A 12439-nucleotide genomic window follows, 5' to 3' on the forward strand; every position below is an offset into this window, starting at 1 on the left:
TATTTTATCGTTTTAATGAGAAGTGAGAACTAAATGTTCGCATTTCATTGTTTGTAGGTTCTATGTACTCTAATCTAAACCAATAATCATCCGATGGCATATTATTGCCTTGATAGGTACCATCCCATCCAGAATTTGTAGGACTCAACTGTTTTAAGAGCTTTCCGTAACGGTCAAATATATAAATTTTTGCACTAGGTTGTGTTACTATTCCTTCTATATTCCAAGTGTCATTATTTCCATCACCATTTGGTGTGAAAAACTTAGGAAAATCAATTACAGTAACTGAACGTATTACAATACCACAGCCATTTATATCTCTTGCAGCTACAACATGGTCACCTCCATTAACATCATTAAATTCATTATCTAACTGCCATGCACCATTATTAAGGCTATACTCATAAGTGCTATTACCTGTAGCTGTAGCAATAATCATATTATTGCCTGTAAATGCTTCCGAAGTAACTTCTACATCAAAAGTATCTGGTATGCCACTCTCTATGACTTCTGTAGAGTCAGAAAAAGTACACATTGTTATAGTAGATGTTGAAATATCTGTAGCTATTACTTCGTATGTTCCACCTTGTGTTGGCGTAATACTAGAGCCTGTTTGTCCCGGCAGTAAATTTCCGTCCAAGCTCCACTCAAAACTATGATCTATAATAGATAATCCAGTGTCTAGAACTAATGGAACATCGACTACCGCTTCATTATTACTAGTTAGGCACAAAATATACTCATCGTCTAAGTCAAAAACTGGTAGAGGATTTACTATTAACGGTACTGGCTGTACTTCGAAACAAATATCTGGAGATAGATTATTACTAACTCTAACCCAAACTGTTTGAGGATTAGACAGATTCTCGTACAAAAATGGTAATGGGTCTACAGAATTTAATGCATCATCTTCAGTAAAGTGATATGTTATTGTATAATCTGCTGGGTCTTGACCATCTAAAACCTCATCCTGCAAATCATCAAAATTAAACTGAGCAATTTCATCACCTATGATATTGTCATCACATAATTCAAAATCTAGCGGCTCACCATCACTATTAGCTTGTGCGCCTTCTAATACTTCTACAAAAAACGACCCTGTATTAGAACACAACACACCATTTGGAGTTGATATATTAGTAATAGCATAAAATATCTCTTGCGAATTCATAACTGTATTTACAAATGCGCTTGGGTCAGGAATCTCTGTTAAATCCAAGTTATCTGCACCCAATTGAGTGGTATGATAGGTAACATTAAACAATGTAGGGTCTTGACCATTTAAAATCTCATCCCGTCTTTGGGTAAGGTCAAATGTAAAAAATCCATCAGTATTATTTTCACACTCTTCTATTGGAGCAATAACAGCTGTAACTACTGGCAATGGATTTACTGTAATATCAAAATCTACTATAGCAAAACAACCTGTATTTATATCCAATACTCTTACATATATAGTTTCTGTTGGATTGGTATTATCATATGCCGCAGGTGTTGTAATCTCATTCGCAACAACATTATTAAGTGCATCGTCATAATCTAAAAAGTACGTTGCTGAAAGATTTGGTATTCCATCAAAAATGAAAGCCTCGTTTTGAGTCAAGTCAAACTCCTCAGATAAATTACCAATAGTTACATCGTCACAAAGTATAATATCTACAGACTCAGTATCTGTTCTTGGCGTAGGGTTAATGGTTCTTAGCTCAAACTGACCTATTCCTTGACACGAATTATCAGTATTATTATCAACCCTAAAAGTAATTGTCTGATTAAAAGGAGATGCAGTATTTATATGATTAGCAATATCTGGTATGGCATTAATTTCTGCTAAAGCATCAGCAGTGGTTTCATAATATGTTACTGTAATGTTTTGTCCAACAGGAAACACAGCTACAATTTGCGCTGTTGCATCACTAAAATCAAACACCGTGATACCATCTGTTATATTATCATCTACTCTCGTATCGTCACATTCCTCGTATGGTGGTATAGCAAACCCTGCAGGTATTGCCGATGTCGAAACAAACAACTCTAATTGCGCTACTCTATAACAAGTATCCCCATTTTCTACTCTAACAAACACAATATCTGGATTGGCTGATGGGTCTGTGTTTGGGTAATTAAGCTCGTTTGTAATAGCATTAGTAGCATTTTCTGCATCTACTTGTGTAGTATAATAAGTAAAGGTTTCTGCAACTGCATTTGTTGAAATTAAATCATTAGCCTCGGTTAAGTTAAATTCTGATAGACCATCTGTATCGATATCGCACTGTCTTAAATCTACTGAAGCCGTGATTACAGGTAGTGCATTAACTTCTAAATCTACTTCAACAGTCTCATAACAGTCAGTATTATCATTATTCTCTACTCTAGCTATAATTTGTGTATCGTCTGTATATAGATTGGTAATGGCCGCTGCATCATTATCGGCATCTAATTGGTTTAAATGATAACTTACTGTAAACTGCATTGGGTCTTGACCATTTAATATAAAACTATCTATATCAGCTGGTGTTAACGAAAAATCAACAAACCCATTGGTATCATCCCCATCTACATTATCATCGCATAACTCATATGTATGAGTCGTTGCTGTTGGTTGGTCAAATACATCTATTATAAAACTTGAAGTAGCAAAACAATCTGTATTTGCTAAATTTTCTATTCTAACCCAAATCGTATCTTCTTCATAAGCAACAAGATTAGTAAACGTGTCTGGTAATGGATTAGTCGTTGAACTAGTCATCGCATCCATTTCTTCTAAATGGAATGATATTTCATATTGCATTGGGTCTTGCATCCCTAAAACAATTGTTCTTAAACCGCCTAAATCAAAATCCCAAAATCCATCATTATTATCATCGCAAAATAATTGAGGAGGAACTGTATTTGCTATAGCTATAGCATCTACTTGTAATGTAATTGTAGATGTATTATAGCAATCTATATTATTATTGTTTTGTACTCTAGCAAATATATCTTGCATATTTGCTGTAGTGTTAGTATAAAGATTTGGCAATGGATTAAGTCCCATATCAGCATCTGTTAAATTTATATGGTAACTCACTGTAAATTGAGCTGGGTCTTGAGCTCCTAAAACCTGAATATCTATAGTTGGTAGATTGAATTCAACCTCACCATTAGTATCATCACCATCATCTGCATTGTCACATAATTGATACGTAAACGGAAAAGCTTCTGCCTCATCTGAAACAGCAATTGTAAAGGTGTCTTCTACAGGACAAGTCCCTATGCCTGATGCTACACTATTATTAGTTACTCGAACTGTAATAGTCTCCGGCGATGATGTATTGCTATAATTTGCTGGATCTGGAATTAATGTCCCACTAGCATCTAAGTATTCAACTTGCACATCTACCTGGGAACCAATGACTAGTGCATCATTAACCGTGAGATTAAATACCTCAGTACTATCACCATCTGTTTCACATTCTACCAAATTTAATGGAGAGTTATCAATAATAGGCTGACTAACAAATTGCACCTCTGCTTCATCTGTAGTTTGACAACTTGTACTCCCAAAACTTATAGTTACAGAATACGTACCATCTCCACCAAAAGTACCTGTTGAAGGTACTGTAAGTGTAGAGTCTGTTTCTCCAGGGATTGGATTTGTTCTATCTGGAAGCTTAAACCATTCAAAAGTAGCACTTGGGTCTGAAACTTGTGTATCTAGTTCAACAGATTCACTGCCACAGCCTGGATTGCCTGATGCTATTGTAAAATCTGGTATATTTCCTCCAAGCCCTGAAAAACTACCTGCTTCTAAAAACACTGCTGAATCTAATGCATTATCAGCCCTATCTGCTATTACTAATTTTATTGTATATGTTTCACCAGGCTGCACAGCACTCTCTGCTGTTAAAAGTGTAGTACGTGCATTATACTCTATTGGAGCTCCGATTCCTTCAGGATCAGCAGAAAAAGCATATGATATATACAGGTTCTGATTAACCGGATTAGGTGTACACACGGTATTATTATAAATCGTACCAACGCTAACAGGTTGTATTACTCTATTTTGGTCTACAAATGTTGCAATATTACGCCATTCATCTGGTTGCCCTATAAATTCAGGGTCAGGAGCAATACCAGGTCCTTTAATCAAAAACGCAAAACCGTCTTGAAAACTACTATTTGGACATTCATTACCTCCTCCAACTCCTGATTCCCATTCTTCAGATGCAAATACATAATTAAATGATATAGTATTTGCTTGTGGTACAAATTCAAATACAACCGAAGTTGCATCATTTGTTGGGAAAACACCAGGCAATCGATTATCTAATATTGTCTTAATATCTGTATCACCTAACCATTGCCCCCCAGAAGTATTATCATCATCAGAATTTGGTCCTGAAGAACTAGGGGCACTAACTAAACCAGTACTTAATATAATACCTCTATCAATAGGAAAAGTTCTATCATCACCTGTAAATGTAAAAAAGCCAAAGCTTCTCGTATTGTTTCCTCCACTGGTTAATCCAGTTGCGGCACTAAGAATATCAACTTCAGCACATTCACTATCAATAAGTTCATCCACAATCAAGTCTTCTAAAGAAAGATTAGAAGAAGGATTTCCTGTAGGATTAACATCTATAGTCTGAGCATGAGAACTCATTAATCCTAAAAAAAAGAAAATGATTACAAAAGCTTTTGCTTTCAAAATATTTTTTGAGAGTAATTTTATCATCACTAAGCGCTTTTTTTTTGAGGAACGAAAATTAATCAATTTAATCGACAACTAAAGTTAAAATTCGATGTAAACCCTGTTAAACAGATAACGTTTGGTTTTCTTATTTCTTATTTTTGCAAAAAAAAGATATGAATCCTACAGATATTACAATACAACCTACCTCTAATGATGCCATTATTAAGTTTGAGGCTAACCGGTTTATTACCCAGCACAATAGCTACGAGTTTAATAACATCGATGAAGCTACCAACTCACCATTAGCGCAGCAATTGTTCTATTTACCGTTTGTAAAAAAGGTATATATCGCTTCAAATTTTGTGGCTATTGAGCGCTATAATATTGTAGAGTGGGCAGATGTGCAAGATGAAGTTGCTGAGCAAATTAAGGCTTATCTTAACTCGGATGCACCTGTAATTAAAGAGGAAGCTTCTAAACCTAAAAATGCAGTTACGGTTTATGCAGAAAGCACACCAAACCCTAGTGTTTTAAAGTTTGTATGCAATAAAGCTCTTGTTGGTCAAATCTGTGAGTTTTCTTCTATTGACGAGGCTAAAGTATCGCCAATTGCTTCAGAATTGTTTCAATTCCCATTTGTAAAAAGCGTTTTTATGGATAAAAACTACATTTCTATTACTAAATATGATGTTGCAGAATGGGAAGACATAACTGTTCAACTTAGAGAGTTTATAAAAACTTACGTTGAAGATGGAAAACCTATTTTAAGTCAACCGATTTCTCAACAAAAAGACCTTAAAGAGAAAAAAGCAGAAACACAGTTTGAAACTTTAGACGATACTTCAAAAAATATCGTTAACATATTAGAGGAATATGTAAAACCTGCTGTAGCAAGCGACGGTGGTAATATTGAGTTTATTTCTTTTGATGAGCAATCGAAAAAAGTAGAGGTGTTACTTCAAGGTGCTTGTAGTGGTTGTCCGTCTTCTACTTTTACACTAAAAAATGGTATAGAGAACATGCTTAAAGAAATGCTAAACGACCAAAACATATCAGTTTCTGCTATTAATGGTTAGATTGTAATTTCTTAAATTTGAAGATACATTAATTTAAAAAATCATAAAATGGCCGTATTAAAAGTTATAGAAGTGCTTTCAAATTCTGAAAAGAGCTGGGAAGATGCAACAAAGAAGGCAGTAAAAGAGGCATCAAAAACTGTTAAGAATATTAAGTCTGTATACGTACAAGACCAAAGTGCTATTGTTAATGGTAATGATGTTGTAGAATTTAGAGTAAATCTTAAATTGACTTTCGAGGTTAGATAAATTTTAACATTTATATGGCATTGTTTTTGATGCCATATTAGATAAAAAGATTAGGTTAGTTGTTTTTATTAAACCTAGCATCATTTTTATAATCTAAAGATTAACAACTCAAAATATTAAACACCATGAAAAAAACAATTTTAACAAGTCTTTGTCTTACACTATTTGTATTTACGCTATTTAGCCAAGGACAGACAAGTATTGATGTTGCTACAGAAAAACTTCTTATGTCTTCAGATGCAAGTAGACCTATAGATGCTGTTGGCAGTCCATATGTCAATGAAAATTTTCTGCCAGTAAAAGTAAAAGGGTACGATAATGTACTTTATACCGGAAGGTTCAATGCATATAATGGTGAAATGGAGATTAACTTAGGAACAAAAATAATTGCGCTTGACAAAAATTTAGACTACCAAGTAATGTTTACGCAGAACAATATGATCTATAGAACATTTAAATTTTCTACGCCAAGTGGAATTGCTAAAAGTGGATTTTTGAATGTTGTTAATGAAACTCCTTCTTTTGCTTTACTAAAAGAAGAAATTATAAAATACTATGACAAAGTTCCTGCTGCTACAAGTTATCAGCAAGATAAGCCTGCAAAATTTTCTAAAGAAGATTCAAACTTTTACCTTAAAAAAGGCAATGTTATTAGGCCTTTCCCTACAAGAAAAAAAGATTTACTAAAGGCTTATCCTAAGAATGCAAAAAAAATAAAAGCTTTTTTAAAGGAAAAGAAAATATCTCTTAAAAAAGAAAAAGACTTGATTAAAGTAGCTGCTTTTTTAGCTCAACTTTAATCAATTATATAACATAAAAAAGATGGTTATTTAATAATAACCATCTTTTTTTATAAACTAACCAAATTCGTATATGAATACTCAAGACTGGATTGATAAAGGCTATGACCTACTAATAAGCATTGGTCCAAAACTTATTGCGGCTTTTCTCATATGGCTTATTGGGAATTTTGTCATAAAAGTTTTACTAAAAGGCGTAAAACGTTTAATGAATAAAAGCAACTACGATGATAGCTTGCAGAAATTTCTAATTAACTTAATCCGTTGGGGGCTTAAGGTTATACTCATCGTCATTGTTTTAACTACAGTTGGTATTGCCACAACCTCTTTTGCTGCAATTTTAGCCTCCATAGGTTTAGCCATTGGTCTTGCACTTCAAGGGTCATTAGGTAATTTTGCTGGCGGTGTACTTATTATGATTTTTAAGCCTTTTAAAATAGGTGACTTGATAGAAGCTCAAGGCGAAATAGGTGTAGTCAAAGAAATTGAAATCTTCACGACTAAACTTACAGGACTATCTAATAAAGAAATCATTTTACCTAATGGTAATCTGTCTAATGGTACAATTGTAAATTATACTTCTGAAGGCACGAGACGTGTTGACCTTATTTTTGGAATTGGCTATGATGAAGATATTAAAAAGGCTAAAGAAGTTTTTATGTCTGTCATAAAAGCGCATCCTAAAGTATTAACCTCGATAACACCAACTGTAGATGTTATGGAACTTGCAGATAGCTCAGTAAATTTTGCTGTTAGGCCTTGGTGCAAAACCGAAGATTATTGGGATGTCTATTTTGGGATTACAGAAAACACAAAAATAGCATTAGATGAAGCAGGTATTGAAATACCATACCCGCACCAAGTAGAGATCAAAAAAGAAGCTTAGAGTTTTTTCGATTTTATAGCCACAAAATCTTTTAGATAATACGGTTCAAAATAAGCAACATCTTCAAAGTCGCTTATTTGGTATTTACTACTTGCTATTTTTCCCATAGTAGAAGCAGAAGGCAACTTTCCTTCAACAAAAATCGCATTATTATTATTAATAATCGTCTTTGTTTTTTCAACAGCATTACCAATGAAATAGACCGTTCCATTTTCTAATTCGGTTTTAAAACTTGCTTCATCCAAAACCTCAGCTTTAATTTCTCTCTTAAAATTATAATCATATCCAAAAACTGCAGAATAGACTTCCATACGTCGTGCATCTAACATAGGTATAATAAGTCCGTCTGAAGCATTTACTTGATGTGCCATAGCTTCTAGAGTAGAAATGGCAATTAATGGCTTATTAAGTGCATAACAAAGTCCTTTTGCTGTAGAAACTCCAATACGTAAGCCTGTGTAAGAACCTGGTCCTTTACTTATGGCAATAGCATCTAAGCTGTTTTTAGACATCCCAGCAGAATCCATAACACCTTTAATAAATAGATGTAATTTTTCAGCATGAGAATAGCCAGCATTATTGTCCTCTTTTAAAACCAAAATCTCCTCATCTTTAGATAAGGAGACTGAACAATTGGTTGTACTTGTTTCTATATTTAAGATTAATGCCATTAAAATCAATCCTCGGCTTTCTCTCCTTCTTCTTCGGAAGCGCCTTTTTTGTCTTTATCTTCTATTTTATCTCCAGGCTTAAGCGTTTTAGACACCATGTTGTATGGCCCTGTAATAATTTTATCACCTTCTTTAAGGCCTGAAATAATTTCGATATTAGTATCATCTTGGATGCCAGTTTTTACAACTCGGAGCTTGGCAACACCATTTTCATTTACAAAAACACATTCAAATTTTTCTTCTTCTTTTGATGATTTTGTATCAGATTCTACTTTAGTTCCGTAAGGCTTCTTAGTTGAACTTGTATCCGTTTTTATAACTATAGCACTAATAGGTACCGCTACCGATTTTTCTCTTTTGTCAGTAATAACATCTACAGTTGCTGTCATACCTGGTCTAAATGGTGAATATGCCTCTGGTTTACCTTCAGTTAATTCAGAATAAGATTCTTCTATAATTCTAACCTTAACCTTAAAATTAGTCACTTGATCAGCAGCTAAAGTTCCCGCAGCAGAGTTAGCTATCTCTGTAACTATACCTTTAAATTCTTTCTTTAAATACGCATCGACTTCAACAATAGTAGTGTCGCCAATATTCACTTTTACAATATCATTCTCGTTGACATCTACTTCGACTTCCATGTTGTTAAGGTTAGCAACTCTAAGGATTTCTGTACCTGCCATTTGCTGAGTACCAACAACACGCTCTCCTAACTCTACATTAAGCAAAGAGATTGTCCCGCTCATTGGTGCATAAATAGTAGTTCTGCTTAAATTATCTCTTGCTTCGTTAACTGACGCACCAGCACTTTGCACACCATAATACGCTGAGCTTTTTCCTGCTTCTGCTGTTTCATAAGCAGCAATAGCTCTGTCCCAATCAGCTCTAGAAATAACACCTTTTTCAAACAGCGCTTTATTTCTATCATAATCTGCTTTAGCTTGTTTTAAAGTAGCCTCTGCTTGCTCCAAACTAGCTCTTACATTTTGATATGTTGCTTGAGAACGATTTAATGCAGACTGAATTAAATCTGGATTTACTCTAACTAATAAATCTCCTTTTTTTACTTGCTGACCTTCTTTAAAAGGCAGTTCTAATATCTCTCCAGAAACTTCACTAGAAATCTTGACTTCTACCTCGGGTTGGATTTTTCCAGTTGCAGAAACTGTTTCTACAATTTCTTTAAGCTCTACTTCTTGGGTTGAAACTTGCTTGAAATTTCCTTTTTTCCCAAACATACCTGTGGACTTACCTATTACAAGAAATAATAATAATGCTCCAACGACTATTAAGGCTATTTTTAATGTTTTACTCATGTCTAAAATTTTAATTCTGTGGCTGGTATACCAAAATACAACTCTAACACTTTTAATTTAAAAATGTAGTCATATTTGGCTGTATTTAAGTTGATTTTTGAATTATCATATCTCAATTTAGCTTGGCTAAAATCGAAAGCATTTGTTAAACCTTCGTCATATCTAGCTTTAGCATATTCGTAAGCTAACTCTTGAGATTCTAATGCTAATAAAGCAGCTTCATATGCTTTTAGACTTCCTTTAGCATCAACATAGGCCTGATAAACAGTAGATTCTAAATCTAATTCTGCTTGTTCTAATTGATACTTACTACGTTCTAGATTAATTTTATTACGCTTTACGTTTGCACGCGTATTAAACCCATTGAAGATGGGAATATTTAAACTAAACCCATAAGAAATTCCATCATTTGCATAAAGCTGATCAATAAATGGATCTGCAGATATTTCTATAGTATTTGTATTTGGAAAATCACTCACAACAGCTTGCCCAGTACCTTGTACTACTCCTATTTGTTGTGTAATTGTAGGATTATTAGGGTCAACTACTTGTGTAAAATTTGGCGAATTTGCATACCTAGTGTTGTAACCAAAAAAAGCAGAAAGCGTTGGCAAGTATGCACCACGTGCAATTTGAAGGTCTTTTTCAGCTAATTCTACATTTTTTTCAGCTATTTTGATTTCAGAACGATTTTCTTTTGCTTTTTCTATAATCTCAGCGGCTGACTTATCTGATATAGAGTCTACAATACCGTAACCTTCATCTTCAATATCAAAATTCTCATAGTCTTTAATCAATAACAATTGTGCTAAACTAATTAAAGAAATCTGTATCTGATTTTCAGCATTAACAATAGATTGTTGCTCACTTGCATCGGTAGCCTTTATTTCTAACAAATCTCCTTGTGGTAACGTACCAACTTCAACCAATTGCTCTGTTTGTCTAATTTGCTGCTTGGTAACTTCGTTTTGAGATTTTAAAACTTCTAAATTCGCTTTATTTAAAATAACCTGAAGATAACTATTTGCAACAAAAAGTGAAATATCGTCCTTCATTTTATCTAATCGATACTGACTAGACAGTTTAGATATTTTTGCCCGTTGTGCCTGTCTTATATTTCTAAGCCCATCGAATACTGTATACCCTACATTAATATTTCCAGAAACAGATAAAAAGGTAGTTGTTTGTGCATTATTTGTAATAGGGTTAAAACTAAGACCTGTGTTTTCATTAACACCAGCTGATGCATTAAGTGACGGTAAAAAATTACCTAATGCTGTTAACCTTTCTATATCGGCAGTTTCTAAATCTAACTCACTTTGTTTTATTGATATATTATTATCCAAAGCATATTGGACGCATTCACTTAATGTCCACTTTTTTTGTGCGTGCGCAGAAACGCTTATCAGTAAAACTGCTATAATAATGATTGATTTTTTCATGTGTCTTTGTCTGTTTTTTTAAAGGGCACAAGGAACATCCAAATATCTTTATAAAGATTTCTTCAAAATTGAAAAATGGCTGTTTCGTAATATGTGCTATATGTCTATGTAAATGTTAATGTGTTACAGAAAACTGATTTAATTTCTACCTGCATATTCTGGTGGTCCTTGTAATTGGTTCCATACTTTTATTTTATCCGTTTCTGAAATACCGCTTTTTACTTCCACAAAAATACCATTACTTATACCTAACTCAATGTCTTTTCTCTCAAACTCTTGGTCACCTACTTCTATTTCAACAAATGGCTTTTTAGTTTCTGGGTCGTATTGTACCAATGCTTCTTTTATAGCTAAAACCTTATCGGCTTTTTCTAAAATAATTGATGCATTAGCACTTAAACCTGCTCTAATAAATGTTGTAGTTGAATCTATTTTTTTAAGCGAACCTTTAATTTCAAACTGAATAGCGCCATTTTCTGCAACACCTTTAGGTGCTATATAATCTAATACGGCGTCAAACTTTTCGTTTTCTATGGCACCAACAGTAATTTCTAATGGCAAACCTTCTTTTATTTTACCAACCTCACTCTCGTCTACTTTACCTTCAAAAATCATTTTAGTGACATCAGCTAAAGAAGCAATTGATGTACCTTCATTAAAGTTATTAGCTTCAATAACTTGGTTTCCTTCTTTTACTGGCACATCTAAAACCATTCCAGAAACTGTAGCCCTTACTTGCGTTTGGGCAATGTTTCCTAAACCAGACGTTGTCCCAGTTTTTATAATGTCATAATTCTGTCTAGATTGTTGCAAATCTATTTTTGCTTGATCTACACGTTGCTTTGCTTGTAAATATGTATTATTAACTTGATCAAAGTCATTTGCAGAAATTACGCCTTTATCAAATAACTGCTTTTGTCTATCGTAAAGTGATTTTTGCGTCTTAAAATTAATTTCTGCAGTCTGTAATGAGTTTCTGTTAGATGCAATATTATTTTTTGAACTTGTTAGAGAAGATACATTTGGTATGACTCTAATTTTTGCAATTAAATCTCCTTGTTTAACAAACTCTCCTGCCTCTACAAACACCTCTTCAATAACTCCAGAAATGTTAGGCTTGATTAAGACCTCTTCTTCTGGAACAATACTACCTGTGGCAACGGTATTTACAACAATTGTTTCTTTTGAAGCACTTTGAGTTATGTAGGTTACAGGGTTTTCCTGGTTTTTATCCCATAAGTAATAAAGTGCTGCCGCAAACACTAATACGATAGTGACTAATACAATTACGGTGGTGGTTCTTTTCATGATTTATACTTAATATATT

9 protein-coding genes are annotated in these 12439 nt (G+C 33.7%); 4 read left to right on the plus strand and 5 right to left on the minus strand.

Going from position 1 to position 12439, the window contains the following annotated elements:
* Positions 1-4 precede the first annotated feature (4 nt).
* On the minus strand, positions 5-4714 hold the full coding sequence (locus Q0770_RS02465) for a T9SS type B sorting domain-containing protein (protein ID WP_299113648.1): 4710 nt from the start codon (positions 4712-4714) through the stop codon (positions 5-7).
* A gap of 131 nt (positions 4715-4845) precedes the next feature.
* Between Q0770_RS02465 and Q0770_RS02470 the strand changes: the two genes are divergently transcribed.
* From Q0770_RS02470 to Q0770_RS02485, 4 genes are all read left to right on the plus strand, one after another.
* The gene (locus Q0770_RS02470) at positions 4846-5748 is read left to right on the plus strand and encodes a NifU family protein (protein ID WP_299113650.1); all 903 of its coding nucleotides are present in this window, start codon (positions 4846-4848) and stop codon (positions 5746-5748) included.
* Between the two features lie 48 nt (positions 5749-5796).
* A complete protein-coding gene (locus Q0770_RS02475; RefSeq protein WP_299113652.1) occupies positions 5797-5997 on the plus strand; it encodes a dodecin family protein in 201 nt (66 codons plus the stop codon).
* 125 nt (positions 5998-6122) lie between these two features.
* Positions 6123-6797, plus strand: a complete 675-nt coding sequence (locus tag Q0770_RS02480) for a hypothetical protein (RefSeq protein ID WP_299113654.1) — start codon at positions 6123-6125, stop codon at positions 6795-6797.
* Between the two features lie 73 nt (positions 6798-6870).
* Complete coding sequence (locus Q0770_RS02485) at positions 6871-7683, plus strand: mechanosensitive ion channel family protein (RefSeq protein ID WP_299113657.1); 813 nt, start codon at positions 6871-6873, stop codon at positions 7681-7683.
* On the opposite strand, the gene tsaB is transcribed toward Q0770_RS02485, so the two are convergent.
* The 4 genes from tsaB to Q0770_RS02505 form a co-directional block, all read right to left on the minus strand.
* Positions 7680-8354: a tRNA (adenosine(37)-N6)-threonylcarbamoyltransferase complex dimerization subunit type 1 TsaB gene (gene tsaB / locus Q0770_RS02490; RefSeq protein ID WP_299113659.1), complete on the minus strand. Its 675-nt coding sequence runs from the start codon at positions 8352-8354 to the stop codon at positions 7680-7682. The two genes, Q0770_RS02485 and tsaB, sit on opposite strands and share 4 nt — an antisense overlap.
* 5 nt (positions 8355-8359) lie before the next feature.
* On the minus strand, positions 8360-9670 hold the full coding sequence (locus tag Q0770_RS02495; RefSeq protein WP_299113661.1) for an efflux RND transporter periplasmic adaptor subunit: 1311 nt from the start codon (positions 9668-9670) through the stop codon (positions 8360-8362).
* 2 nt (positions 9671-9672) lie between these two features.
* Entirely contained in the window at positions 9673-11112 is a 1440-nt protein-coding gene (locus Q0770_RS02500; RefSeq protein ID WP_299113663.1) for a TolC family protein, read from the minus strand.
* A gap of 138 nt (positions 11113-11250) precedes the next feature.
* A complete protein-coding gene (locus Q0770_RS02505; RefSeq protein WP_299113665.1) occupies positions 11251-12420 on the minus strand; it encodes an efflux RND transporter periplasmic adaptor subunit in 1170 nt (389 codons plus the stop codon).
* Between the last annotated feature and the right edge of the window lie 19 nt (positions 12421-12439).

The sequence above is a fragment of the uncultured Winogradskyella sp. genome (genome assembly GCF_947501905.1).
Classification (GTDB): Bacteria; Bacteroidota; Bacteroidia; order Flavobacteriales; family Flavobacteriaceae; genus Winogradskyella.